18 protein-coding genes are annotated in these 25,742 nt (G+C 76.0%); 12 read left to right on the top strand and 6 right to left on the bottom strand.

Translation table 11 applies throughout. The features are described from left to right. Positions 1–503: 503 nt before the first annotated feature. The 3 genes from BXA05_RS07940 (at position 504) to BXA05_RS07950 (ending at position 6,544) form a co-directional block, all read left to right on the top strand. The gene (locus BXA05_RS07940) at positions 504–3,554 is read left to right on the top strand and encodes a helix-turn-helix transcriptional regulator (RefSeq protein ID WP_143311090.1); all 3,051 of its coding nucleotides are present in this window, start codon (positions 504–506) and stop codon (positions 3,552–3,554) included. Positions 3,555–3,765: 211 nt separating this feature from the next. Next, positions 3,766–5,676: a glycosyl hydrolase family 18 protein gene (locus BXA05_RS07945; RefSeq protein WP_083711664.1), complete on the top strand. Its 1,911-nt coding sequence runs from the start codon at positions 3,766–3,768 to the stop codon at positions 5,674–5,676. Between the two features lie 256 nt (positions 5,677–5,932). Continuing rightward, entirely contained in the window at positions 5,933–6,544 is a 612-nt protein-coding gene (locus BXA05_RS07950) for a hypothetical protein (protein WP_076404540.1), read from the top strand. An 85-nt stretch (positions 6,545–6,629) separates the two neighbouring features. On the opposite strand, the gene BXA05_RS07955 is transcribed toward BXA05_RS07950, so the two are convergent. Continuing rightward, complete coding sequence (locus tag BXA05_RS07955) at positions 6,630–7,310, bottom strand: hypothetical protein (RefSeq protein WP_061267975.1); 681 nt, start codon at positions 7,308–7,310, stop codon at positions 6,630–6,632. 207 nt (positions 7,311–7,517) lie between these two features. Next, positions 7,518–9,344, bottom strand: coding sequence for a DUF4012 domain-containing protein (locus tag BXA05_RS07960; protein WP_083711666.1), 1,827 nt, complete (start codon positions 9,342–9,344; stop codon positions 7,518–7,520). 138 nt (positions 9,345–9,482) lie between these two features. Here BXA05_RS07960 and BXA05_RS07965 point away from each other — a divergent pair, with 138 nt between their 5' ends. The 9 genes from BXA05_RS07965 (at position 9,483) to BXA05_RS08000 (ending at position 19,260) form a co-directional block, all read left to right on the top strand. Next, positions 9,483–10,046, top strand: a complete 564-nt coding sequence (locus BXA05_RS07965) for an RNA polymerase sigma factor (RefSeq protein WP_061267973.1) — start codon at positions 9,483–9,485, stop codon at positions 10,044–10,046. A gap of 70 nt (positions 10,047–10,116) precedes the next feature. Next, entirely contained in the window at positions 10,117–11,619 is a 1,503-nt protein-coding gene (locus tag BXA05_RS07970) for a hypothetical protein (RefSeq protein ID WP_076404541.1), read from the top strand. Positions 11,620–11,898: 279 nt separating this feature from the next. After that, positions 11,899–13,146, top strand: coding sequence for an inositol-3-phosphate synthase (locus BXA05_RS07975; RefSeq protein ID WP_076404672.1), 1,248 nt, complete (start codon positions 11,899–11,901; stop codon positions 13,144–13,146). Continuing rightward, complete coding sequence (locus BXA05_RS07980; protein ID WP_076404542.1) at positions 13,143–14,072, top strand: SCO3242 family prenyltransferase; 930 nt, start codon at positions 13,143–13,145, stop codon at positions 14,070–14,072. Before BXA05_RS07975 ends, BXA05_RS07980 begins: the two co-directional genes overlap by 4 nt. Further along, entirely contained in the window at positions 14,069–14,983 is a 915-nt protein-coding gene (locus tag BXA05_RS20270) for a sugar phosphate isomerase/epimerase family protein (protein ID WP_244550411.1), read from the top strand. Before BXA05_RS07980 ends, BXA05_RS20270 begins: the two co-directional genes overlap by 4 nt. Next, complete coding sequence (locus BXA05_RS20275; protein WP_206154037.1) at positions 14,980–15,681, top strand: EboA domain-containing protein; 702 nt, start codon at positions 14,980–14,982, stop codon at positions 15,679–15,681. The genes BXA05_RS20270 and BXA05_RS20275 overlap by 4 nt, the downstream gene beginning before the upstream one ends. Further along, entirely contained in the window at positions 15,681–16,559 is an 879-nt protein-coding gene (locus tag BXA05_RS07990) for a TatD family hydrolase (protein WP_061267969.1), read from the top strand. The genes BXA05_RS20275 and BXA05_RS07990 overlap by 1 nt, the downstream gene beginning before the upstream one ends. A gap of 17 nt (positions 16,560–16,576) precedes the next feature. Beyond that, positions 16,577–17,845: a metabolite traffic protein EboE gene (gene eboE, locus BXA05_RS07995; RefSeq protein WP_170963151.1), complete on the top strand. Its 1,269-nt coding sequence runs from the start codon at positions 16,577–16,579 to the stop codon at positions 17,843–17,845. Beyond that, positions 17,842–19,260 (top strand): alkaline phosphatase family protein, encoded by a 1,419-nt coding sequence (locus tag BXA05_RS08000; RefSeq protein ID WP_076404543.1) that lies wholly within the window; start codon positions 17,842–17,844, stop codon positions 19,258–19,260. The genes eboE and BXA05_RS08000 overlap by 4 nt, the downstream gene beginning before the upstream one ends. A gap of 11 nt (positions 19,261–19,271) precedes the next feature. Here BXA05_RS08000 and BXA05_RS08005 read toward each other — a convergent pair whose 3' ends face one another. From BXA05_RS08005 to BXA05_RS08020, 4 genes are all read right to left on the bottom strand, one after another. Next, positions 19,272–20,501 carry an alpha/beta hydrolase family protein gene (locus tag BXA05_RS08005; protein WP_076404544.1) on the bottom strand — a complete coding sequence of 410 codons (1,230 nt, stop codon included), beginning with the start codon at positions 20,499–20,501 and terminating at the stop codon, positions 19,272–19,274. 125 nt (positions 20,502–20,626) lie between these two features. Beyond that, positions 20,627–21,175, bottom strand: a complete 549-nt coding sequence (locus BXA05_RS08010; protein WP_043658818.1) for a hypothetical protein — start codon at positions 21,173–21,175, stop codon at positions 20,627–20,629. Positions 21,176–21,260: 85 nt separating this feature from the next. Further along, positions 21,261–21,953, bottom strand: a complete 693-nt coding sequence (locus BXA05_RS08015; RefSeq protein WP_163188632.1) for a DUF4241 domain-containing protein — start codon at positions 21,951–21,953, stop codon at positions 21,261–21,263. 186 nt (positions 21,954–22,139) lie between these two features. Further along, entirely contained in the window at positions 22,140–25,742 is a 3,603-nt protein-coding gene (locus BXA05_RS08020; protein WP_076404545.1) for a S8 family peptidase, read from the bottom strand.

The raw sequence follows: 25,742 nt of genomic DNA on the forward strand, positions 1-25,742 counted from the left end.
TGGTCGTCCTTTCCGGCGGGCGGACGGCACGGGCGCGGCCACGGGTGGGCGGCGCGGGTGCGTCGGCGGGGGAGGTCCGGCGGCGCGCGCGAGGCGCGCGCGGAGCGCACTGGCGACCTCCCCGCGCGGGACGGACGACGGCCGGGGACGCAGGGACCTGCGTCGGCCGGGCTCAGGCGTCGGGTCGCGAGCCACGGGGGGTGAGCGCGCAGTGCACGGATCTATGACTGCTGCCGTCAGGCATGGGGCTCACCTCGCTCTCGTGGCGGCGGCGCCGTGGGCGCCGCACCCGGGTCGGGGCGCACGGGGGTCGTGGCCGCGACGGGGATCGAGGCCAGGCTAGCCCTCCGGGCAGCGGGCAGCAACCGTCGAGGTGCGAGCGTCGGCCCAGGTGGCGACCGTGTGACGAGCGGGAAACGATGAGGTGATCCCTTGTTTACGGAGGGTTGTTAACATTTCATCCGGTCGACGGGCGACGAAGCCCCCGGACGGAGGGTCCCGACATGTCAGAACAGCAGGACTACATGGTTCCCGAGCCGGTCCGTCGCGCGGACTCGCGGTTCGCGCGACGGCTCGAGCGGCTCTCGTCCCGCGCGCAGGAGGTCGACCGCGCGCTCGCCGCCGTGAGCGAGGGCAAGGGCGGTCTCGTGTGGACCGCCGAGCACGGCATGGGCGCGAGCGCGACGCTCGAGCTCGTGTGCGAGGCCGTCGCGACGCACGAGTTCGCGCAGCCGACCGTCACGCTCCGCTGTCGCCCGCCCGCGGGCGTCCCCGCTCCCGGGTCGGCCGTCGTCTCCGTCGTGTCGCAGGTGTCGCAGCTCGCGGGCGGCGTGGTCCCCGAGCGGCTCACGCGGGTCCTCGAGCCGGTCGACCCGGGCTTCGGCCACCTCCCCGAGGTGGCGGCGGTCGCGCTCGCCGAGCTCCTCGTCGCGACGTTCGACGGCGCGACCGTCGTCCTCGTCGCCGACGACCTGCACCTCCAGGACGAGCTGAGCCGGTCGGTGCTCGCGAGCCTCGTCGCGCAGCGGCACGCGCCCGTCGTCCTGCTGGGGACGGCGCCCGCGGGCGCGCTCGACCCGTCCGCGGGGCCGTTCGAGCTGCGCGCCGTCCCGCCGCTCGCGCCGGCCGACGCGCTCCACCTCCTGCTCGTCGAGCGGCGGCTCGCCGTCGCCCCGCACGTCGCGGCGCGGCTCGCGCACCTCCTCGGCGGCAACGCCGCGGCCATCACGCAGACGGCGGCGCTCCTCACCCCCGAGCAGCTCTCGGGCGGGTCGATCCTGCCCGACCCGCTGCCCGCCGTCCCCGCCGTCCGGTCGCTCTTCGCCGACCGGCTCGCCGCGCTCAGCGAGGCGGAGCGCCAGGCGCTGCTCGTCGCGGCGGTCGCCGTCGTCGACCGCACCGAGCTGGTGCTGTCCGCGACGGGGCTCGCGATGGAGCAGGTCCTCGACGGCCCGCTCGCGGAGCACCTCGTCCTCGCGGGGGGCCGCTTCGCGTTCGTCGACCCGCGCATGCGCTCGCTCGTCCACGCCGACGCCCGCCTCGCCGAGCGCACGGCGGCGCACGTCGCGCTCGCCGAGGCGCACCGGCGGGCGGGGGAGGAGGACGTCGCGGTGTGGCACTCGGCGCTCGCGACCCTCGTGGGCGACCCGGCGCTCGTCCCGGGCCTCCTGCGCATCGCGCGCCGCCACCTCGACCGCGGCGACGTCGTGTGGGCGCACGAGGTCGCGCGCGAGGCGGCGAGCCAGGCGGGTGCCGAGCACCGCGCCGAGGCGTTCGCGATCGCCGGGGTCGCGGCCCTGCGCTCGGGCCACGTGCAGGACGCCGCCGACTGGCTGCGCAAGGCCTCGCGGAGCGGGGACGACGCGCTGCGCGCGTGCACGCTCGGCCCGCTCGTCGCGGCGCTCACGCTCGCCGAGGGCCAGGTGCCCGACGACGTCCTGTCGCCCTACCTGCGCGGGGGCCGTCCTGACGGCCTCCCGTCGGACGCCGTCGCCGGGGTCGTGACGGGCGTGCTCACGGCGGCGCGGCTGCACGCCGAGCGGGGCGACGGCGTGAGCACCTCCCAGCTCCTCGACACCGCGACGTTCCTCGCGTCGTGGTGCGAGGACGACGCGACCCCGGCCCGTCTCGCCCTCGCGCGCTCCTGGGCCGCGGTGTTCGGGGTGGGGGAGCGCGGCGTCGTGCCCGACGTCGACCTGGGCCCGGACCACGAGGCCGCGCTCCAGGTGAGCCGGGCGCTCGGGCTCGCCGCCGACGACCGGCTGGACGACGCCGCGCAGACGCTCGCGAGCGTCGTCGCCTCCCTGGCCCCGGTGCGCGACGGCGGCCGGTGGTTCGACGGTCCGGACGCCGCCCTCACGCCGCTCGCCGAGGCGCACGTCCGGCTCGCGCAGGCGCTCGTGCACCTGTGGCGCGGCACCCTCACGCGAGCCGCGGACGAGCTCGCGGAGGCCGCGTTCCGCCTGCCGCTCGGCCTGCCGTTCGCGGGGATGGGCGTGGCCGCCGCGCGCCGCCTCGACATGATGACCCGGGGCGTCGTCGGGCCCGTCGCGACGGCGCTCGAGGAGACGTGCGCGAGCCCGACGTCGCGACCCGTGCGCCTCGGCCTGCTCGTGGACCGCGCCATGGGTGCGGCGTTCGCCCACCACGTGACCCAGGCCGCGACGCTGCTCGAGCTCGCCGCGGAGCGCGAGCGTCCCGACAGCGCACGCATGCTGCCGCTGCCCGGGCTGGACGACGTCGAGGCGTGGGTCGTCGCCGGGCGGCACGACGCGGCGCAGCGCGCGCTCGCGCGCCGCCGGGTCGACGCCAAGGAGCTCCCGCCGTCGCTGCGGTCGGCGACGCTCGTGCGCGCCGACGTCTCGCTCGCCGCGCCCGAGGACCTCACCGCGCCGCTCGAGCGGGCCACGCGCGTGAACCGCACGACCGCGTCGCCCTACGAGCACGCGCGGACCGACCTGTGCGCCGCGCGCGCCCTCGTGCGCGCGGGCGAGCTGCAGCGCGCCCACGGCCTGTTCCTGTCCGCGATCGAGCTGTTCGACGACGCGGGCGCGGACGCCTGGACGACGATCGCGCTCGACGAGCACGCCGAGGTGGTCCGCCTCCTCGGGGGCCCGGTGCCCGAGGACCTGACCGCGGTCGTGCCGGGGGTGCCCGGCGTCCTCGGCGGCGGGGCCGTCGTCCCGGGCGGCACGTGGCCCGCGGCCCCGCGGGCCGGGAGCATGCACGCCGCCCTCGGGGTCGCGCGCGCCGGCGTCGAGGCGCAGGCCGCGCTGCGGCCCGCCCCGCCGGACGCGTGCCGGCTCGCGGTGCGCGAGAGCGACGTGACGGACGAGGCGCTCGCGGAGCTGCGGGGCCGGTGGGCGGACGAGCTCACGGAGCGCGAGCTCGACGTCGCGCTCCTCGTCGTCCAGGGCGCGTCGAACCGGGAGGCGGCGGACCAGCTCTACCTGTCGGTCCGCACGGTGGAGGTCCACCTCGGGCGCGTGTTCCGCAAGCTCGGGGTGCGCTCGCGCGTCGAGCTCACGGTCCTGGCGCACCGCGTGGGGCGCTGAGCCGGGGTCGATTCGGGGCCTCTCGTCAGCATCTGTCCGCTTTTGTCCTACGGGTCTTCCCCTACGCCGCCGCGCGGAGGAGCCGCGAACACTGCGGGAAGCGCGGATCACGCGCGGGTCCCCTCGTGGCTACGTTCGGGGTGACCTGAGGGCAGGGCGGTCCGGAGCACGGAGCCGCCGCAGCTCCCCGTACGAGCACGAGGCAGGACCCATGGACGTGTCCCTCTCCACCCGACCACCGCGCCCGGCCCGGCGGCGCGGCGCGCGCCTCGCGGCGCTCGCGACGGCGGCCGCCCTCGTCGGCGGCCTCCTCGCGGGCGTCGCGCCGGCGCAGGCGGCGCCGACCGCCACGACGGCGGTCGGCAACCCCGGCGACAGCGACGTCAACGGCTACCGCAACGTCGGCTACTTCACCCAGTGGGGCGTGTACGGCCGCGCCTTCCCGCTCAAGAAGGTGCAGGACTCCGGCGCGGCCGCGGACCTCACCCACATCAACTACTCGTTCGGCAACATCCACCACCAGAACCTCACGTGCTTCATCGCGAACAAGGCGCAGGGCACGGGGCCGAACGGCTCCGACGGCGCGGGCGACGCGTGGGCCGACTTCGGCATGGGCTACACGGCCGCGAACTCCGTCGGCGGCGTCGCCGACGCGTGGGACCAGCCGCTCGCGGGCTCGTTCAACCAGCTCAAGCAGCTCAAGGCGAAGAACCCGCAGCTGCGCGCGCTCATCTCGATCGGCGGCTGGACCTGGTCGAAGAACTTCTCCCGCGCGGCGGCGACGCAGGCGTCCCGCGAGAAGCTCGTGTCGTCGTGCATCGACCTCTACATCAAGGGCAACCTGCCCGTGATCGACGGCCGCGGCGGGCCGGGTGCGGCCGCCGGCGTGTTCGACGGCATCGACATCGACTGGGAGTGGCCGGGCTCGAACAACGGCGAGGTCGGCAACTCGGTCGACCCCGTGAACGACCGCGAGAACTTCCGGCTCCTGCTCGCCGAGTTCCGCAAGCAGCTCGACGCGTACGGCGCGCAGACCGGCAAGCACTACCTGCTCTCGGCGTTCCTGCCCGCCAACCCGGCCGACATCGCGGCCGGCGGCTGGAACGACCCGCGCATCTTCCAGTCCCTCGACTACGGCAACGTGCAGGGCTACGACCTCCACGGCGCCTGGGACCCGGCGCTGGCCGGCCACCAGGGCAACCTCTACGACGACCCGGCCGACCCGCGGGCCGCGAGCCGCCAGTTCAGCGCGGACAAGGCCGTCCAGGAGTACCTCCGCGCCGGCGTCGCCCCGAGCCAGCTCGGCCTCGGCCTCGCCATGTACGGCCGCGGCTGGAAGGGCGTCACGTCGTCGCAGCCGTGGTCGGCCGCGAACGGGGCGGCCCCCGGCACGTGGGAGGCGGGGAACGAGGACTACGACAAGCTCCGCACGCGGGGCCAGGACTACTACGACCCGACGACCGTCTCCGCCTGGCGGTACGACGGCGACCAGTGGTGGAGCTACGACAACGCCCGGTCGGTGGCGGCCAAGGCCGAGTACATCGACCGGCTGAACCTGGGAGGCGCCATGTGGTGGGACCTGTCCGGCAACCACGACGGCACGCTGCTCGGTGGCTTCACGGACAAGGTCCGCACGCTCCCGGCCGGTCCCGTCGACGGCGCGAGCGGCCCGACGAACCCGCCGACGAACCCGCCCACCAACCCGCCGACGAACCCGCCGACGAACCCCCCGACCACCCCGCCGACGGACCCGACGGCCTGCGTGGCCGCGTGGTCGGCCGCGACGGTCTACACGGGCGGGGCGACGGCGTCGTTCGAGGGCAAGAACTACCGCGCGAAGTGGTGGACCCAGGGCGACCGGCCGAGCGCGGGCGGCCCCTGGGAGGCGACGGGCGCGTGCGGCGGGACCACCCCGACGACCCCGCCGCCCACGAACCCCCCGACCACGCCGCCCACCACGCCGGGCACGTGCACCGCGCCGGCCTGGTCCGCGACGGTGGCCTACACCGGGGGTGCGACGGTCTCCTACCAGGGCCAGTCGTACCGCGCGAAGTGGTGGACGCAGAACAACGTCCCGGGTGCGGAGCAGTACGGCCCGTGGCAGGCCCTCGGCGCGTGCTGACGCCCGGCCGCCCCTCCTGACGGGGGACCACCGGGGCGGCCCGCGGGTACGGGGAATCCCGTACCCGCGGGCCGCCATCGTGTGGTTCTCCCGCATCTCGACCAGCCCTCGCGCTCGTTAGCGTGAAGGGGCCGACGAGGAACTCCGCAGCCCTCCCCAGTGGGTTGCGGGGCTCCTCCGACCGTGAAAGGCGGTCAGCGTGCCCGTGCGTCACCGAACGACCCGACCCCGCACCTCCCGTCCCCTCCCGCCGTCCGTGGCCTCCGCCCTGCCCGTGGCCCTGACGGCCGTGCTCGGCGCCGCGCTCCTCGCGGGCTGCACGAGCGGCTCCGACGACGCCGGGGCGACCGTCGACGGCGGGTCGGGACCCGCCCAGGCCGAGGATCACGGCTCGCACGGCGACCACGCCGACGCGGGCAAGGTACCCGTCGGCCCCCTCCAGCTTCCCGGTGCCGACTACTGGTCGGTGCTCCAGCCGGCCGACGGCGTCACGCAGGTCCGTGCGGGCGGGTGCCCCGAGGACGCCGCGTGCCCGAGCTTCGAGGTGCTGACCGGTGCGGCGCTCGACGGTGTCGACCCCGCGACGGCGCTCCTGCCCGACGGCGCCACGTGCCCCGGGGCGGACGCGCTCGCGGCCCGCGCGGTCGGCGACCCCGCGGAGTCGGACGTCGAGGTCGCCGGCACGCCCGCGACGCTCGCGCGCTGGACGCTCTCGTGCGTCGACGCCGCCGGGGCCGAGGTGCGGACCGTCGAGCAGCTCCAGTGGTACGTGCCCGACGCCCCCGGCGGTGCGGTGCTCGTCGTCGACCGCTGGGCGTTCGAGGGGCTCGAGTCGCGCCTCGCCGCGGGAGGCTGGGCGTCCGCCTGACCGACCCCGGCCCGCACCGACGACGGCCTCGCACCCGGGAGGGTGCGAGGCCGTCGTCGTGCACCCGGCCGTGCCGGCGGCCGGGTCAGCCCTTGCGCGTGCGGCGCGTCAGCAGCACGACCGCGGCGCCCACGGCCGCGAGCCCCGCGGCGACGGCGGCGTACAGGCCCACGGTCGCGCCCGTCGTCGCGAGCGACGAGGACGACGAGCCGGTCGCGACGGTGCGCGAGACCTGGGACGCCGTCGTGGTCGTCGTGGGGTTCCCCTGTCCCGGCGGGTTCGTCGCGCAGCTCGGCGACGACGGCGGGTAGTCCACGCTGACGACCGTCTCGGGGTTGACCTGGAAGAGCACCTGGACGCTGGGGCGCACCCAGTCGAACTCGTCGCCCTCGACCCACTGCCCGTCGACCAGGCTCCAGCCGGGCCAGTCGGCGCCGCGGCCGTCCGCCCCGACGACGGCGCCGGGCCACAGCACGCGGCCCTGCAGGGGGAGGCCGGACTGGACGACGTCCGCGCCGCCCGGGTTGAGCCACGTGATGGTCGCGGTGTCGTTGTCCGTGCCGGTGACGGCGATGGCGTACTCGAGGTACGGGACGTCCCCGTCGCAGACGGGGGACAGGGTGGTGAGCTCGATCGTCGGCTCCGGCACGTACGTGTCGTCCTCGGCGGCTCCCGCGACCGGCGCGGTGAGCAGCACCACCGTCGCGGCTGTAGCGGTGACGGCCAGCGCGCGGCTCCCGGCGCGGCGTCCTCCCGACGTCTTCATGGTGAATCCTGTCCGTGGGCGGGAAAGGCTGTTCGTGGAGAGGGAGCCGTGCCCCGAGGTCCCTGATACGTGCAGGTGCCACACGTGCGCGAGGTGTTTCCGTCCTGCCAGGCTAGCGAGGCGGACGCCCGAGTTGGACGCTTGTCCAGGGTGAAAAAGCGTCGGTGCGCGGGATCGTGACCGCGCCGTGACGCGACCGGACGCGGCTCAGCCGCAGGGCGCGACGTCGACCGTGCGCAGGCCCGGCTGGGTGGTCGTGGGCGTGCTCCACACGTCGAGCGAGGTCGCGGCGGCGGTCCCCGCGTCCCGCGGCGTCGTCGTCGTGAACGACAGGGTCGCGGACTGCCCGGGCGTGAGGTCGACCATCGCGGAGAGCGCGCCGCGGCCCGCGACGTCGCCGGGCTGCGCCGGGAGCGGGGCGTCGTCGCGGCGCAGGCCCGAGACCTGCCCGTCGCGCGGCGGGTAGAGCACGACGAACGTGCGCGTGACGCCCGGCTCGACGCCCGCCGTCCCGCCGCCGGTGACGTACCAGGGCAGGCTCGTCGCGGCGTCGGCCGGGGCGGACGACGCGAGGTCGACTTCGAACGTGTCCACGCGGCCCGCGGCCGTGCACGTGCTGCCCGCGAGGCGCACGTCGCTGCCGAGGTAGACGCCCATCTTGCCGCCGGTGCCGTCGTTGAGGAACACGCCGACCGAGCCCGCGGCCTGGTCGGCGGTGTCGATGTCGCCCGCCACGACCGTGCCCGCGAGACGCTCCTGCTCCGCCTCGTGCGCCGACCACAGCAGCACGCGGTGCTCGTCCGCGCCGCGCACGAGCGCGTCCCGCGCGACGGCCGGGTCGGCCCCGCCCGCGAGGAACTGCTCCAGGACCTGGGCCGCGACCGCCGCGAAGAACGTGTCCGTCTGCTCGCCGGGCTCGAGCTCGCCGTACGCGTCGGAGAGGAGGGTCTGCACGACGTTGCCCGCGTCCAGGTCGACCGCGCCGCCGTCGACCGGGACGGTCACCGGACCCGTGGCCTCGAGCAGGTAGGAGAGGGCGACGGGGTCGGTCGCGACCACGCCGTCGACCTGCTCGCCCTGCGCGCGCTCCCACATCGTCGACGCGAGCGCGGCGGTCGTGGGGAAGTCCGGCGTCAGCGGGGTGTCCTGGAGGTAGCGGCCCACGCGGTCGGTGAAGAGCTGCTCGACCCCGGGGTCGAGGGGCAGCACCGGCTCGTCGAACGACGGGAAGCCGACCGTCGAGGCCTGCCGCTCCAGCGTCACCCTGCCCTGGTCCGCCGAGATCACCGCGAGCGCGCCGGGGATCCCGCCGCCGGCGCGCAGCTCGGCGTTGTTCAGCGCGAGGACGAGGTAGCGGCGCGGGCCGTCGGCGCCGAGCATCGCGGGCGCGAGCGCCGTGAGCCGGTCGGCGGTGCGGACCACCGGGCGCAGGTCGTCGGTGCGCGCGACGAGCGCGGCGTACGGGTCGGCGACCTCCGCGTGCAGCGCGTCGCGGTCGACGGTCGCGAGGCGCGCGTCGATCGCGTCGAACGCGTCGGCGGCGCGCGCGACCGTCGGGGCGGCCGCGACGAGCGGTGCGAGGTCGACGCCGTCGCCCGTGAGCGCGAGCCCGTCGCCCTCGACGCTGCCGAGGGTCTGCGTGAGGGACGGCAGCACGACGGCGGCGAGGTCGTCGGCCGTCGCGGCGGCCACGGAGAAGGCCCGCACGTCCTGCCCGTAGACCGGCAGGTGGGCGGCGAGCGACCACAAGGGGCCGTCGGTGTGGGCCCGTGCGGACGCGGTGAGGGGCTGGACCCGCTCCAGCGCGGCGTCGGCGGCCGCGACGTCGCCGTCCCGGAGCGCCTCCTCGGCGGCGGGGACCTCGTCCAGCGCGCGCGTCAGGGCGTCCCGCGCGGCGAGCGCGTCCCGGGCGAGGAGCCCGGCGCACACGACGAGCGCGACCGCGAGCAGGATGAGAACCCAGCCCAGCCAGGCCGCCCGGCTCCGCCGACGGCGGGGGTGGCGCGGCGGGGCGTCCCGCTCCGTCGTCGTCATGCCTCTCAGCGTAGGGGCCGGGGATGGCAGGATCGGGGCCGTCGCGGGTGAGGTTCGGGTGAACCGCGGGGCGTGCAAGGAACGCGGGCCCCGGGACACAGAGCGGTTGACAGCCCGCCCCGCCGACGAGGAGCCGCCGTGACGACCGACGAGGGCAGTGACGAGACCACCGAGGCCGCCGTCCACGACGAGGCCTGGTTCGCCGCGCTCTTCGCCGCGCACGCGACACCGCTGTACCGCTACTTCCGCCGGCGCCTGCCGAGCGCCGTCGGGGGCGTCGCCCCCGACGCCGACGACCTGACGGCCGAGGTCCTCGCGACCGCCTGGCGGCGTCGCGCCGACGTGCCCGACGGCGCCGAGCTGCCGTGGCTGTACCGCACGGCGGGGTTCCTCCTCGCCAACCACCGCCGCAAGGCGCGGGCCCTGCCCGTGGCCGAGGTGCCCGAGCGCCCGGACGACGGCGCCGACGTCGAGCACGTCGTCGTGCAGGACGACGAGGTGCGCCGCGCGCTCGGCGCGCTCTCCGACCGCGACCGGCGCATCCTGCTCCTGCACGCGTGGGAGGGGCTCGGTGGGGCGGACCTGGCCGCCGTCCTCGGCACGTCGCGCGGGGGCGCGGACGCCGCGCTGTCCCGGGCCCGCGCGCGCCTGCGCACGGCGTGGGCGGAGCAGTCGGCGCTCGCGCAAGAGACCGGCGCCTGAGCACACATCACGGGTAGACCCGACCGGCCGCACCTGCGCGGTACGGCCCCTGCGGTACCTGGAGGGCGACATGACCACCCGAACCCCCGAGCAGCCCGACGACGCGGACCTGGAGCGCCTGCGCGCGGCCGACCCGGCCGCGGACGCGACCCCGGACGCCACGGTCCTGGAGGCCGCGGTGCGCGACCGCGTCCCCGAGGCGTTCGCCCGTCCCGCGACGAGCGGCCCGGGCGCGGCTCCTGCGAAGCTCCCGGACGCGGCCGGCCTCGCCGGGGCGGACGGCCCGACGGCCGCGCTCGTCGACGAGCTCGCCGAGCGTCGCGCCCGCCGGCTGCGCCGTCGGGCGCCGCTCCAGGTGGCGGCCGCCGTGGTGGGCGCGCTCGTCATCGGGACGGGCGGCTACGCGCTCGGCGCCGGCGAGTGGAGGACCACTGCGGGCGGCTCCGCCGCGGAGAGCACGGCGCTCGCCCCGATCCGGCTCGGCAGCGCGGACGCACCCGCGGGGGCGGACGCGTTCGCGGGCGGCGCCGCCACCGAAGGGGGCGCTGTCGATGCGTCGCGCGCGGCGAGCGTCGTCCCGGGGTTCGCCGGGGGGTTCTGGGGAGCGCGCACGGTGTTCCACCAGGACGGCCTGCCCACGCAGGGCGCGAGCGCCGAGGCGTGGGCCTACGACGCGGCGGGCGTGTTCTCGCAGGAGACGGTGCGCCGCGTCGCCGACACCCTCGGGGTCGCGGGCGAGGTGCGCGAGGAGTACGGGTCGTACGCCGTCGGCTCGGCCGACTGGACGGGACCCAGGGTCTCGCTCCAGCCGGACGGTCTCGCGAGCGTGAGCTTCACCGACCCGGCCAAGGACCCGTGGGGCTGCGTCGCCGTGACGCCGATGCCTGCTGACGGTGCGGACGGCTCAGGGCCGGCGGGCTCGTCCACCTCGTCAGCGGAGCCAGGGGAGTGCGCGGAGGAGGGGCACGGGGCGCCGCCAAGCCCCGACGCCGCCGTGGACCAGCTTCGCGAACTGCTCGCGCGACTCGACGTCGACGTCTCGGGATACGAGGTCGTCGCGCGCGAGATGACGCCGGAGCAGGGCGCCCGGGCCACGTTCCTGGCGGCCTACGAGATCGTCGACGGTCAGCGCACGGGAACCACGTGGGAAGCGACGTACTCGGGTGCGGGGCTCGCGTCGCTCTCCGGACCGCTTGCGCCGCGGGTCCCGCTCGGCGCGTACGACGTCGTCAGCCCGGCCGAGGCGGTCGAGCGGCTCGGCGACGCACGGTTCGGGTTCGGCGGCGGGGGGATGATCGCGTGGGCCCGCGAGGACGTGCAGCCCCTCCCGGAGACCGCGTCCGAGCCCGAGGCCCCGACGGTCCCGCCCACCGTGGGGGAGGGTGCGCGGTTCGCCTGGCCCGTCACGGACGTGACGATCACGGACGCGCGCCTGGGCCTGGCGGTGCAGCACCAGCCGGACGGCGCGGCCGTCCTGCTGCCCGCCTACGAGCTGTCCGACGCGGACGGGAACGTCTGGTCGGTCGTGGCCGTGGTGGACGACGAGCTCGACTTCACGCCCGCTGCCGGATGACGGAGCACGACCCGGCGGTCGGTATCGTGATACCGACCGCCAGGTCGGCTTCGCCTGCGCGCTTTTGCACGTTGCAAGCATCCGAGGTCGCGAAAGTGGCCACGCTTTTGATTGACCACCGACAAAAGTGTGGTTAGGGTCGCAGCAGACCGAGCGCCACCGGGTCGGAGAGCGAGCAGAGCGACCCTCTCCCGGGGCGTGCGGTCCGACGGTGGCAGGGAGGCCATCGTCGTCGTGATCGGCGGCGCCGCGGCGTCCGCCGTCGGAACGGGAGCAACGATGCACCACTTCGCCCCTGACGGATCGTCGGACCGCCCCGCCCCGGACGCGCGCACCGGGCTGTGGCTCGTCGGCGCCCGCGGCTCGGTCGCCACCACCGCCGCCCTCGGCCTCGCGGTGATCGCCGACGGGCGCGCGGAGCCGACCGGGTGCGTCACCGCGGGCGAGCCCTTCGCCTCCGCCCCGCTGCCCGCCTTCGGCGACCTCGTCGTGGGCGGCCACGACATCTCCGACGTGTCGATGGTCAAGCGCGCCGAGCTGCTCGTCGAGGCCGGCATGATCGCGCCGCGCCTGCTCACCGCCGCGCACGCCGCGCTCGAGCGGGCCGACGCCGAGGTGCGCCCCGGCTACTCCGCCCACCCCGCGGAGGGCAGCGCGCGCGAGTCGCAGCAGGCCGCCGCGGAGCGCCTCGCCGCGGACATCGTGGACTTCCGCGAGCGCCACGGCCTCGCGCGCGTCGTCGTCGTCGACCTCGTGTCGACCGAGCCGCTGCCCGAGCCCGCGCCCGAGCTCTCCGACCGCGACCTGCTGCGCGCGGCGCTCGCGGACCCGGAGCGCGCGGTGCTGCCGCCGAGCTCGGTCACCGCGTACGCCGCGCTGCTCGCGGGCGCCCCGTTCGCCGAGTTCACGCCGTCGGCGAGCATGCACCTCCCGGTGCTGCTCGAGCTCGCCGAGGAGCGCGGCGTCCCCGTCGCGGGCCAGGACGGCAAGACCGGCCAGACGTGGCTGCGCACGATCCTCGCCCCGGCGTTCGGGGCCCGCGGGCTGCGCGTCCTGTCGTGGGCGGGGGCCAACCTGCTCGGCGGCGGGGACGGCGCCACGCTCGCCGACCCGCAGGCGGTGCAGAGCAAGCTCGTGTCCAAGTCGCGCGGGCTCCAGGACCTCACGGGCAGCGACGTCACGCCGCTGCACATCGACAACGTGCCCGACCTCGGGGACATCAAGGTCGCGTGGGACCACGTGCACGTCGAGGGCTTCCTCGGCTCGCGGCTCACGCTGCAGACCACGTGGTCGGCGTACGACTCGATGCTCGCCGCGCCGCTCGTGCTCGACCTGGCGCGCCTGCTCGCGCTCGCGGACGCGGCCGGGTACGCGGGCCCCGTCCCGGAGCTCGGGTTCTTCTTCAAGGACCCCTGGGGCAGCGGCGTGCACGACTTCGCCGCGCAGACCGTCGCGCTGTCCGACTGGGTCCGCGCGGCGACCGCCCGGGTGGGCGGCGACGCGACCGCCGCGGCCGACCGGTCGTGACGGGCTCCCTCCACGACCACCTGGACCTCGTCCGCGCCCCCGCGGTCCTCTCGGTGGTCGGTGACACGCTCGCGGGCGCGGCGGCGGCCGGGCACGCGCTCACGCCGCGCCGCGCGCTCCTGCCCCTCGCCTCGGCGTGCCTGTACGCGGGCGGCATGGCGCTCAACGACTACGCGGACCGGCACCTCGACGCGGTCGAGCGGCCCGAGCGGCCGATCCCGTCGGGCCGCGTGACGGAGCGGCGCGCCCTCCAGGTCGCCGTCGGCCTCACGGCCGCGGGCGTCGGTCTCGCCGCCGCGGGCGGGGGAGCGCGCGCGCTCGCCGTCGCCGTCCCGCTCGCCGCGAGCGTGTGGACGTACGACACGGTCGCCAAGGAGCGCGCGGCCGGTCCTCTCGTCATGGCCGCGTGCCGCGGGCTCGACGTGCTGCTCGGGGCCGGCGTCGGGCACCTGCGCGCCGCGCTGCCGGCCGCCGCGGGGATGGCCGTGCACACCGCGGGCGTCACGTACCTGTCGCGCGGCGAGGTGCACGGCACGACGTCGTCCCTCGCCGCGGGCGTGGCCGCCGCCACCGCGGTGGGCGGGGCGGTCGTCGGCACCGGGGTGGTGCGCCGCGCCCGGGTGGCCGACGGCGGCGCGAGCCACCGGACGCGCGTCGCGACGGCGGTCGCCGGGGTCGCGGCCGCGGGCGCCTACCTCGCGACGTGCCTGCCCCGGCAGGTCGACGCCGCGATCACGCCGTCCGCGCAGAACGCGTTCGCCGCGACCAAGGCCGGGATCCGCGCGATGCTGCCGCTGCAGGCGGCGTGGTCCGCGCGCGGGGGGAGCCTGGCGTCGGTGGGGGTGCTCGCGGGCGTCGAGGTCGCGGGCCGGCTGCTGCGCCGCGCGGGGCGGGCCCCGGGCCGCGCCGAGATGAGCGAGACGTGAGCGCGCCCGGCACCGCCGGGGGCGCGATGCCCTTCACGCTCGGGTACGGCACCAACGGCTTCACCGACCACCCGCTCGACGTCGCGCTCGACGTGCTCGCCCACGAGGGGTACGGCGCCGTCGCGCTCACGCTCGGCTTCCCGCACCTCGATCTCTTCGCGGACGGCTGGGAGGACGAGGCCGCGGCGCTGCGTGCACGGCTCGCCGCAGCGCACGAGGGTGCGGGGATGCGCGTCGTCGTCGAGACGGGCACGCGGTTCCTCCTGGACCCGTTCCGCAAGCACCGCCCCACGCTCGTGGACGTCGAGGCCGACGCGCGGCTGCGGTTCCTGCGCCGCGCGGTCGAGATCGCGGCCGTGCTGGACGCGGAGTGCGTGTCCTTCTTCTCGGGGGTCCTGCCCGACGACGTGACCCCCGCCGAGGGCTGGACGCTCCTGCGCGAGCGCCTGCCCGCGCTCGTCGAGCACGCGCGCGACCACGGCGTGCGGCTCTCGCTCGAGCCCGAGCCCGGGATGCTCGTGGAGACGGTGGGCGACGCGCTGCGGCTGCGCGAGGAGCTGGGCGGCGACGGCGGCGACCTCGCGGACCTCGGGGTCACGGTCGACGTCGGGCACTGCCTCGTCGTCGAGCCCGACGGCGTGGTGGGCGCGCTGCGCGCGGCCGCGCCCTACCTCGCCAACGTGCAGCTCGACGACATGCCGCGCACCCACCACGAGCACCGCCCGTTCGGCGAGGGCGAGATCGACCTCCCGCTCGTGCTCGGCACGCTCGCCGACGTCGGGTACGCGGGCGTCGCGGCGGTCGAGCTGCCCCGCCACTCGTACGACGCCCCCGGCCTCGCGCACCGCAGCATGACAGCGCTGCACCGCGCGTGGGACGACCGCCCCCACCACCCCCAGGAGGTGCCATGACCGAGACCACCCGTCCCGACGCCCGCACGGCGGACGGGACCGCCCCGGGCGAGCGCTGGCTCGCCGAGGCGCGCGCCGCCGTCGCGCAGGACCCCGCGGCCGTGACGCGCGCGTTCGCGCTCGCGGGCCGCCAGGTGGGCCGCGCGCCCGTCCGCCCGGACACCGACCCCGCGGGGGTCGTGCACGGGACGGTCGACGACGCCGCCCGCGCCGACCTCGTGGTCGCGCTCGCCGAGGGCGCGGGTCGCGGCGGTGCCGACGGCGAGGCCGCCCTCGCGGCGCGGCTCGCGGACCTCTATCAGCACGGCGACACCGCCGAGCGGCGGGGCGTCCTGCGCGGTCTCGACGCCCTCACGGCGCGAGGTGCGCTCGCGGAGGACGCCGCGCCGTCGGTCGTCGCGGTGGGCCGGGACCTCGCCGCGGACGCGCTCCGCACGAACGACCAGAGCCTCGTCGCGGCGGCCGTCGGGCCGTTCGCGGCCGCGCACCTCGACCCGCACGCGTGGCGCCACGCCGTGCTCAAGCTCGTGTTCATGGGCGTGAGCCTCGACGCCGTCGCCGGTCTCGACGACCGCGCGGACGACGAGCTCGCCCGCATGGCCCGCGACTTCGCCGCCGAGCGCCGCGCCGCGGGCCGCGTCGTGCCCGACGACGTCGCCCGCCTCGCCCCTGACGTCACCACCGGGAGGACCGCCTGATGCGCATCTTCGACCCCCACATCCACATGACCAGCCGCACGACCGACGACTACGAGGCCCTGTACGCCGCGGGCGTCCGCGCGCTCGTCGAGCCGGCGTTCTGGCTGGGCCAGCCGCGCACGAACGTGGGGTCGTTCCTCGACTACTTCGACGCGCTCCTGGGCTGGGAGCGGTTCCGGGCCGCGCAGTTCGGCATCCGCCACCACGCGACGATCGCCCTCAACCCCAAGGAGGCGAACGACGCGCGGTGCCGCGAGGTGCTCGACGAGATCCCGCGCTACCTGCTCAAGGACGGCGTCGTCGCCGTCGGCGAGGTCGGGTACGACTCGATGACGCCCGAGGAGGACGAGGTCTTCTCGCGCCAGCTCCAGATGGCCCGCGACGCGGCGCTGCCCGTGCTCGTGCACACCCCGCACCGCGACAAGCTGTCGGGGACGCGGCGCACGCTGGACGTCGTGCGCGAGTCGGGGATCGCGCCCGAGCACGTGCTCGTGGACCACCTCAACGAGACCAACGTCGCGCTCGTGCTCGACGCGGGCGCGTGGGCCGGGTTCTCGATCTACCCGGACACGAAGATGGACGAGGACCGCATGGTCGCGATCCTCCAGGAGCACGGCACCGAGCGGATGATCGTGAACTCCGCCGCCGACTGGGGCCGCTCCGACCCGCTCAAGACGCTCAAGACGGGGCAGGCGATGCTCGCCGCGGGCTTCACCGAGGACGACGTCGACCAGGTGCTGTGGCGCAACCCGGTCGAGTTCTACGGGCAGTCGGGCAACCTCGTGCTGGACCCGGTCCCCGGGTTCGTCGAGGGCGACCTCCCCACCCCGGGCGTGGAGTTCGAGGGCTCCTCCGTGCTGCGCGGCGCGCGGGCGTAGCGCGGGAGGGCACCACGATGCTGCTGTCGTACTGCACCAACGTCCACCCGGCCGAGCACCTCGACGGGGTGCTCGACCAGCTCGTGCGCTACGCCGCGCCCGTGCGCGAGGCCGCGGGGCTCGACGTGCTCGGCGTCGGGCTGTGGATGCCGGCCGTGCTCGCGCACCGCCTCGCGGGCTCGCCCGACGACCGCGTGCGCCTGCGCGCCGTGCTCGACGAGCACGGCCTCCAGGTCCACACGCTCAACGCGTTCCCGTACGGCGGCTTCCACGCCGACGTCGTCAAGCTCGACGTCTACACGCCCACGTGGGCCGACCCGGAGCGGCTCGCGTACACGCTCGAGTGCGCCGAGGTGCTCGCGGAGCTCCTGCCCGACGGCGTCGCCGGGTCGATCTCGACGCTCCCGCTCGCCTGGCGCGAGCCGTGGACGGACGCCGACGACGACGCCGCGTCGCGCGCGTTCGCCGCGCTCGGGGAGGGCCTGCGCGACCTGCGCGAGCGCACGGGCAAGGTCGTGCGCGTCGCGGTCGAGCCCGAGCCGGGCTGCGTGCTCGACACGGTGGACGACGTCGTGGCCTGGCTCGCGGCGCGCACCGGGCCGGACGTGCCGGCGGACCGGCGCATCGACCCCGAGCACGTGGGCGTGTGCCTCGACACGTGCCACCTCGCGGTGTCCTTCGCGGACCGCCGCGCGGGGACGGCCGCGACGGTGCGCCGCATCACCGACGCGGGCCTGCGGGTCGTCAAGGTGCAGGCGTCGGCCGCGCTGCACGTCGCGGACCCGGCCGACGACGCGGCGCGCGCCGCCGTCGGCGCGTTCGCCGAGCAGCGGTACATCCACCAGGTGCGCGAGCTCACCGCGACGGGCGACGTGCTCGCCGCCGACGACCTGCCCGACGCCCTGGACGGCGCGCTGCCCGCGGAGGGACCGTGGCGCGTGCACTTCCACGTGCCCCTGCACCACGAGCCCGCCGCGCCGCTCGCCGCGACGACGGACGTGCTGCGCGCGGCGGTCGACGCCGTCCGCGCGGCGCCGCACGGGGACGAGGCCCACCTCGACGTCGAGACGTACACGTGGGCCGTGCTGCCCGAGGGGGCCGCGACCGACTCGCTCGTCGCCGGCATCGCGGCCGAGCTGCGCTGGGCGACGAACCACCTCGCCGCGACCCACCTCGTCGCGGCGCACGACGTCGCTGCCGCCGGGACGGCGCGCACCGAACCACCCTCGGGACCGACCGCGGACGACGCCGCCGCCGACCCGGGCACGACCAGGAGGACCGCATGAAGCCCGTGCTGCTGCTCGACGTCGTCGGGCTCACCTCGACCGCGCTCGCCCACATGCCGCGACTGCGCCAGCTCGCCGCGAGCGGCTGGCAGTCCGAGCTCGCGACGGTGCTGCCCGCCGTGACGTGCAGCGTCCAGTCGACGATGCTCACGGGGCTCAGCCCGGCCGAGCACGGGATCGTGGGCAACGGCTGGTACTTCCGCGAGCTCGGCGACGTCTACCTGTGGCGCCAGCACAACCGCCTCGTCGAGGGGGAGAAGCTCTGGGAGGCCGCGCGCCGGGCGCGCGGCGAGTACTCGTCGGCGAACGTCTGCTGGTGGTACGCGATGGGCATGACGACGGACGTCACCGTCACGCCGCGCCCGATCTACCACGCGGACGGCCGCAAGTCCCCGGACGCCTACGTGCGCCCGGCGGCGCTCCACGACGACCTCGTCGGCCGGTTCGGCGAGTTCCCGCTGTTCACCTACTGGGGCCCGACGGCGGACATCACGTCGTCGCGGTGGATCGTCGACGCGACGCGGCACGTGCTGCGCACGCACGCGCCCGACCTCACGATGGCGTACGTCCCGCACCTCGACTACGACCTGCAGCGGTTCGGGCCCACGTCGCCGCAGGCCGACGCCGCGGCGGCCGAGCTCGACGCGACGCTCGCGCCGCTGCTCGACGACGCCGCGAACCAGGGCGTCACCGTGCTCGTCGTCTCCGAGTACGGCATCGCGGACGCCGACCGGCCCGTGCACCTCAACCGCATCCTGCGCCGGGAGGGCCTCCTCGAGGTCTACGTGCAGGACGGCAAGGAGCAGCTCGACCCGTGGACGTCGCGCGCGTTCGCGGTCGCGGACCACCAGGTCGCGCACGTGTACCTCGGCGACCAGCAGGACCCGGCGCTCCGGCGGCGGGTCACGGACCTGCTGCGCGGCGTCCCCGGCGTCGACGAGGTGCTCGACCGCGAGGCGCAGGCGCGGTACGGGCTCGACCACGAGCGGTCGGGCGACCTCGTCGTCGTCGCGGAGCCCGGCGCGTGGTTCACGTACTACTTCTGGCTCGACGACGCCCGCGCGCCCGAGTACGCGCGCGGCGTCGACATCCACCGCAAGCCCGGCTACGACCCCGCCGAGCTGTTCTTCGACCCGGCGGACCGGCTGGCGAAGGCGAAGGCCGGCCTCAACCTCGTGAAGAAGAAGGTGGGCCTGCGGTACGCGATGAGCACCGTGCCGCTCGACGCGTCGTACGTGAAGGGCTCGCACGGGCGGCTCCCCGACTCCTCGGCCGACACGCCGCTCGTGATCTGCTCGGACGCGGAGGTGCCGGCGTCGGTCGCGGGTGTGGTGGAGAGCGGGTCCGGGCAGGTCCCGGCCGCTGCCATCAAGGGCCTGGTGCTCGAGCTGCAGGGCCTCGGCGTCCGGGTCTGACGGTCCCCGCACTACCGGGCGAGGCGCTCGTCGAGCCAGTCGAGAACGCGCTGCTCGACGAGCGCCCGCCCGAGGGGCTCGCAGTGCCCGCTCGCCCCCTCGTCGTCGCTGAAGGTGACGAGCGTCGCCCCGGGGACGAGCCCGGCCAGCCGCTCCGGCTGGCCGGGCCAGAACTGCTCGTCCTCCGGGCTCGTGACGAGCAGCGGCGTCGTGACCTGAGCGGCGACGTCGGAGGCGTCGTACCGGCGGACCTCGCGCAGCGTCGCGGCATACCCCTGCTCGCCGTACGGGCGCGCGCGGAAGCGCCACGTGCGGGCGGCGCCCTTCGACAGGCGCAGGCCGAGCGCCATGTCGCGGTCGAACGCGTGGTCGTCGCCCTTGTCCAGGAGCTTGAGGAGGCTCTTCGGCACCTCGCGCTCCCACGAGGTGGCCACATCGACCACCCCTGGGTCGACGACGGCCGCGGCCGGGCGGTGCTCGAACGCGAGCGCGCGCGTGACCCAGTAGCCGCCCTGGCTGATCCCGTAGACCGCGACGCGGCCGGGGTCGACGTCGGCCCGCGCGACGACCGCGTCGAGCACGGGCGTGAGGACCGCCTCGAAGTCGGGACGGAACGGGACCCCGTGCTCGAAGAGCACCGACTGCTGGCCCGGGCCGTCGAACACGAGCGCGTGGTACCCGCGGCGCACCGCCCCGGACACGACGGCCGACCACAGCGACGGCAGCGAGCCGTCCGAGCCGTTCACCGCGACGACGACGGGCCCGCGCACCCCGGGGTCGACGCCCGGGGCGCGGAACAAGTACCCCGGGAGCGTCGTGCCCTCGTAGGGGATCGGGAGGCGCTCGACGTCGAGGTCCACGAGGTCGACCCAGCGGTCCCACGCCGCACGGTGCTTGCGGAACGTCGGCAGCAGCGGCGCGTCGTCCTCGAGCCCGGACACCGCGTTCACCGCGACGCCGAGGTAGGTCGCCGCACGCAGGTACGCGGAGGCGGCGCTCACGCGGTGCCCGCGCGCCGCGCACGACTCGCCGGTCGCGGCCAGGCGGTCGCCGAGCGCGTCCCAGGCGCGGAACCACGCACGGTGGTCCGTGCCGACGTCGGCCACGGCCGCGAGCACCTCGCCGGCGTCGGCGGCGCCGCTGAACGCTCCGCCGAGGACCGTGCGGATCTCGAAGTCGAGGTCGGGGTCGTGGGAGAAGCGTCCGGAGAGGCTGCTCCGGTGCGAGCCGTGCCCGGTCATGGGGTGCCCCTGCCGTCCTGGGAGGTACGGAACGCTCTCCAGGCTAGGAGCGTCGGCGCACGGGCGCGCGGCGAGCGAGGGGTGCGCACGGCCGTGCGCCGTCGGCGAGTCGCGCGGGCGGTCGGTCAGGCGCGGGTGACGGCACCCACGACGAGCGTCGCGACGACGCCCAGCACGAAGACGGCGGTGCACACGCCGCCCACGACCCGCGCTGCGCGCAGCCCTGCGGGGGCCGGCGCGTCGCCCGGGTCGAGGAACCCGACGAACGCCGACCCGGCGTACGAGGGCCGGATCGGCACGTGGAACTGACGGACGTCGTGGTCGGTCAGCGCCGGCGGCGGCTGGTGCGCGAGCGCCGCCTCGACGCGACGGCGGCGCAGGCGACCGACCTGCAGCACGTACCCCGCGAGGACGCCGTACTGGCTGAGGTAGAACAGGCCCAGCGCGAGCACCGTCGTCCCGAGGCAGACCCCCGTCGCGGACCGCATCGACACCAGCAGGGCCACCCCGCCGGCGGTGAGCGCCGCCCCGAGGAGCAGCCACAGGGGCAGGACGGCCCAGGAGCCCGAGCGGTCGTCGGCGTACGGCGAGGCGGGCTGCGCCGGACGGCTCGAGTCCGCGAGCTGGTCCGCGAGCCGGCTCGCGGACGGCTTCTCGTCTTCCCACCAGGCCATTCGGCCCCTCCTTCGTCGCGGGTCGTCACCTGCCCCGGAACGCTAGCCGCCCGCGCGCCACCGCTCCATGGGGAGCGGTGCCCGCCTAGTCGTCGTCCTCGTCGTCGGGCAGCGCGACGAGCAGGTCGAGGTGCAGCCCGAGCACCGTGCCGTCCGCGGCGACGGTCCGCACGAGCGGGTAGAAGCCGTCGCCCCAGCCGGAGTGTGCGAGCACGACGTTCTCGCCGTCCTGCGCGCCGGGCAGCAGGATGTTCGCCGACCCCTCGCGCAGGTGGTCGGGGGAGTCCGTGAGCGCGAACCAGCTCGTGTCGGTGCCGTCGTCGAACACCTCGTCGTACCAGTCGCCCTCCGGCATGAGCCGGGCGACGGCGTCGGCGTCGGCGAACGCGACCGTCCCGGCGTCCACCGGCACGCCGTAGGCGGCGCCGGCCTCCGGCGGGCCGTCCGCACCCTCGGGGACCACGGGCTCGACGGCGGCGACCTCGCCCTCGGCGAGCACGACGCTCAGGTACGCCTCGCGCAGGTGGGAGCCGTCCTGCTCGTCGGAGACGTCGGCGACGGTGACGCGCACCGGGTACCGCCCCGGCTCGACCGGCACGACGAGCCCGTGGCCGAGCAGCGTGAACGGGTCGGACGCCTCCAGGCGCCCGCTGGGGAGCACGAGCTCGCCCAGGTCGTGGACCGTGAGGGTGTAGTCGGGGCCGTCGGCTGCGCCCGTGCCGACGGCGGGGCCGGGGCGCAGGGCGAAGAACGTGTCGGGGGAGGGGAAGTCGCTCACGCCCGCGAGCGTAGCGGGCCGCGCCCACGCGGACGGCGGGGCCACCGCGCGGCGGCCGGCATACCCCGGCGGCGGCGGGAACCACGACGCGGCCCCGGACATGCCGACGGCGCCCGGTCCGTGGGGACCGGGCGCCGTCGGGGGGTGTCGCTCGAGCGTCCGCGAGGAGCGCTCAGGCGGCGGGCCTCACGAGCAGCTCAGCGCCTCGTAGTCGGCGTCGTAGGTCGTGGTGACCTCCTCGCCGTCGATCTCGGCGGTGAGCGTGGCCGTCACCGAGCCCGCGTCGAACGACGCGGCGCGCGACGAGAACGACCGGTAGGCGTTCTTGCCGTCCTTGACGTTCGGGAACGTCTTCTCGCCGTACGGCGTGGTCACGACGACGTCGGCCGTCGCGCCCGACTCGTTGAGCACGCGCACCGCGACGTGGGCCTTCCCGCCGAGGCAGCGGGCCTCGGCCGTGACGGTCGCGTCGACGACGGCGGACGTCGTGACGTCCACGGTCTGCCAGCGCGAGGTCGGGGTCGCGTTGTGCAGGTGCAGCAGCAGGAGCTTGCCGCTGCCGGCCTCGACCGCCGACTCCGAGCGGTGCACGGTGATCGGCGCGTCGTCGGCCCCGACGTAGACGAGCTCGCCCTCGCCCCCGAACCAGTAGGCCGGGTCGTACGGGTCGGCCGTGAACGTCTCGCTCGCGTCGACGAGCTGGTCGGCGGCCTGCGAGTACGGCGAGTACGTGAGGACCTGGAAGGTCGGCACGTCGCCCTCCTCGATGCCGAGCGACCCGATGCCGACCGGGATGACGACGACGTTGTTGTCGAACACCGAGGTGTCGACGTCGCCCCACACCGAGTTGACCGGCTGGAGGTCGACGTTGTCACCCGCCTCGTACTCGGTGCCGTCGGGAGCCGTCCAGTCCTTGAGCGTGTACGTGGCGGCGAGCGTGAGGTCGGTCTCGGCGTTGTACTTCACCGCCGCGACCTCGAAGTCGGCCGAGCCGTCGGAGTCGACGTCGATCTCGACCGCGGGGATCGAGACGGAGCCGAGGCTCGCCCACTCCCCGTCCATCGCGACGCCGATGCCCATGACGCCGTCGGCGGGGTCGCCCCCGGCCGCGGCCTCCTGCGGCGCCGTGGACGCGAAGCCGACGGCGCGCACGTCGGCCGCCGCGATGGCCGACGCCGAGGCGCCCACCGCCGCGTCCGCCTCGAGGCGGGGGCTCGTCGTCTTGAGCTCGAACGGCGCGACGATCGACGTCCAGCCGCCGGAGGCGACGCCGCGGCCGTCGAGGTCGAGCTCGGCGGTCGTCGCGGTGCCCGGGAAGGCGACAGGCTTGCCGGACAGGTCGCTCACGAGCCGCGGCGACGCCTGCACGGGGACGCGCAGCTCGCTGCCGCCGTCCGTCGGGGTGAGGACCACGCGGCCGCTCACCGAGGACACGAAGTCGCGCGGCACGCCGACGCCGGAGTCGGCCGACGACGTCGGGTCGAGCTCCTTGGCGAGCGTCGCCGGGTCGGCCGTGAGGGTCACGGTGACGACGGTGCGCTGGCCGGCGGGGACGGTGATCGACGCGGGCGCGACGGAGACGGTGGCGCCGCCGGCCGTGCTCGACTGCGTGAATCCGGTCGAGTACGTCTTCGGGGTGTCGCCGGTGTTCTGCACCGTCACGGTCTTGCGGACCGTCACCGGGTCCGCACCCACGGGCACGACGCCGAACGCGACGGAGACCTGGTCGGAGTCCTGCGACGCGTAGGCGAGGGTCGTGTTCGTGGCCGCGTCGACGGCGTCGACCCGGCCGGAGCCCACGCGCTCGGGACCGTACGCGGTGCCCGTGCCCGAGGGGCCGGTGAAGACGTCGTGCGTCGCGGTGTTCATGACCGACGCCTTGACCTCGGCCGGAGCCCAGCCCGGGTGGGCCTGCTTGACGAGGGCCGCGATGCCCGCGACGTGCGGGGTGGCCATCGAGGTGCCGGACTTGATGCTCGCGCCGACCAGGCGGCCGGACGCGACGGACGCGATGCCGGTGCCGGGCGCCGCGACGTCGGGCTTGGCGACGCCGAGCGAGCCGTGCACGCCGCGCGACGAGCCGCCGTTCAGCGTGTCGCCGATCTCCGGGATCGAGACGAACGACGACAGCGCGAGCGACGGGCCGACGGTCAGCGTGACCTCGCCGGCCTCGATCGCCGGGCGCAGCGCGGCGTGGCTCGGGCCCGTGAGCTGCGCGCCGGGGATGCCGGGGTTGCCCGCGATGCCCGCGACGAACGACGACAGCTCGGAGGACAGCAGGACGCCGACGGCGCCCGCGGCCTCCGCGTTGTTGAAGCGCGCGGCGCTGCCGCACGCGCGCGTCGCGTCGTCGTCGTCCCAGTAGAGGAACGCGATCTTGCCCGCGACGGCGGCCGCCTGCTCGGGCGTGAACGCGGTGCAGCCGGAGAAGTCGTCCGCGACGAACGCGACCGGGGCGGTCACGTCCGCGGTGCCCGCGTACGCCTGCGAGTTCTGCGCCGGGTACGTGCCGGCGAGGGACTCCGGCGCCTCGACGCGGACCGCGTCGAACGTCTGCGTGTCGCCAACCGAGTTCGCGACCGTCAGCGCGGTGCGCGCGTTGCCGGGCGAGCCGCCGACGTCGGTCACGTCGCCCGCGTTGCCCGACGCGATGACGGACAGCGTGCCCAGGCGCGAGAGCTGGTCGATGAAGAGGTTCTCCGGGTCGTCCGCGGGCGAGCCGTCGGAGCCGAGGGAGAGGTTGACGATGTCGAGGCGGTCGGACAGGTCGCCGTCGCCGTTCGGGTCGGCCGCCCACTCGAGCGCGTCGACGACGACGCCCGTCGAGCCGCCGAGGTCGCCGAACACCTTGAGCGCGTAGATGCCCGCCTCGGGCGCGGAGCCCGGGCCGACCTGCCAGTCGGAGATGTCCGTGAGCGTCGAGTAGTCGCCGTCGAACGTCTCGCCGTCGGCCGTGACGCCGTACGCCGCCGTCGTGCCGGCCACGTGCGAGCCGTGGCCCGAGCCGACCGAGTCGAGCGAGTCGATGGGGTTCTCGTCGGGCGTCGGCACGAGCGTCGTGCCGGGGACGGTGCCGCTCGCGTCGTAGTCGTACCCGGCGAAGTCGTGGCCGCCGAGGAACTTCAGCTCGTCGTACGTGCCCTCGGGGACCGGGCCGGTGCCGCGGTCGCCGTAGGCCTCGTCGAACGCCTCCTGCGTGCCGGGGCCGCCGAACGCCTTGTGGGTGTAGTCGACGCCGGTGTCGATGATGCCGATCCGCACGCCCTCGCCGGTGAGGCCGGTGCTCTGCCACGTCTCGAGCGCGCGCGTGAACACGTCCGTGCCCTTGTTCGCGGGCTTCTTGGGGATGATCCGGTAGACCGTGCGGACGGAGGCGTCGCGCGCGAGGTCGCGCACGCGGGCCGCGTCGCCCGTGACGACGACGCCCGCGACGAGCGTGCTCGTGACCGACACCTGCTGCGGGTTCCGCGCGCCCGCGCTGCGGGCGGTCGCCTGCTGCGGGACGACGTCGTCCGCGAGCTGCGCGACCTCCTGCGCGTTGGCCTCGACCTCGTCGGGGCTCGCGCCCTGCGCCGTGAGGTCGACCGCCGACGGCGCGTCGAGCTCGACGAACGCGGTGACCGTGCCGGTCGCCTTGGCGAGCGACGGCGCGACCTTCTCGGTCGGCTCGAGGGACGCGCCCGACTGCACGCCGAAGGCGTTGCCGGGGTCGGGCGGCGGGTCCGCGGCGGCGGGCGCGGCGGCGGCCGCGACGACCGCGAGGCTCGCGGCGGCGGCCGTCAGTGACAC

Origin of the sequence: Cellulosimicrobium funkei, from assembly GCF_900155925.1 — a bacterium.
Lineage (GTDB): Bacteria > Actinomycetota > Actinomycetes > Actinomycetales > Cellulomonadaceae > Cellulosimicrobium > Cellulosimicrobium funkei.

Excerpts from the sequence above, each read along its gene's own strand:
- BXA05_RS07940 (WP_143311090.1), top strand. The coding sequence starts at position 504 with ATGTCAGAACAGCAGGACTACATGGTTCCCGAGCCGGTCCGTCGCGCG.
- BXA05_RS07945 (WP_083711664.1), top strand. The coding sequence starts at position 3,766 with ATGGACGTGTCCCTCTCCACCCGACCACCGCGCCCGGCCCGGCGGCGC.
- BXA05_RS07955 (WP_061267975.1), bottom strand. The coding sequence starts at position 7,310 with ATGAAGACGTCGGGAGGACGCCGCGCCGGGAGCCGCGCGCTGGCCGTC.
- BXA05_RS07960 (WP_083711666.1), bottom strand. The coding sequence starts at position 9,344 with ATGACGACGACGGAGCGGGACGCCCCGCCGCGCCACCCCCGCCGTCGG.
- BXA05_RS07970 (WP_076404541.1), top strand. The coding sequence starts at position 10,117 with ATGACCACCCGAACCCCCGAGCAGCCCGACGACGCGGACCTGGAGCGC.
- BXA05_RS07975 (WP_076404672.1), top strand. The coding sequence starts at position 11,899 with ATGCACCACTTCGCCCCTGACGGATCGTCGGACCGCCCCGCCCCGGAC.
- BXA05_RS20275 (WP_206154037.1), top strand. The coding sequence starts at position 14,980 with ATGACCGAGACCACCCGTCCCGACGCCCGCACGGCGGACGGGACCGCC.
- BXA05_RS07990 (WP_061267969.1), top strand. The coding sequence starts at position 15,681 with ATGCGCATCTTCGACCCCCACATCCACATGACCAGCCGCACGACCGAC.
- eboE (WP_170963151.1), top strand. The coding sequence starts at position 16,577 with ATGCTGCTGTCGTACTGCACCAACGTCCACCCGGCCGAGCACCTCGAC.
- BXA05_RS08000 (WP_076404543.1), top strand. The coding sequence starts at position 17,842 with ATGAAGCCCGTGCTGCTGCTCGACGTCGTCGGGCTCACCTCGACCGCG.
- BXA05_RS08005 (WP_076404544.1), bottom strand. The coding sequence starts at position 20,501 with ATGACCGGGCACGGCTCGCACCGGAGCAGCCTCTCCGGACGCTTCTCC.
- BXA05_RS08010 (WP_043658818.1), bottom strand. The coding sequence starts at position 21,175 with ATGGCCTGGTGGGAAGACGAGAAGCCGTCCGCGAGCCGGCTCGCGGAC.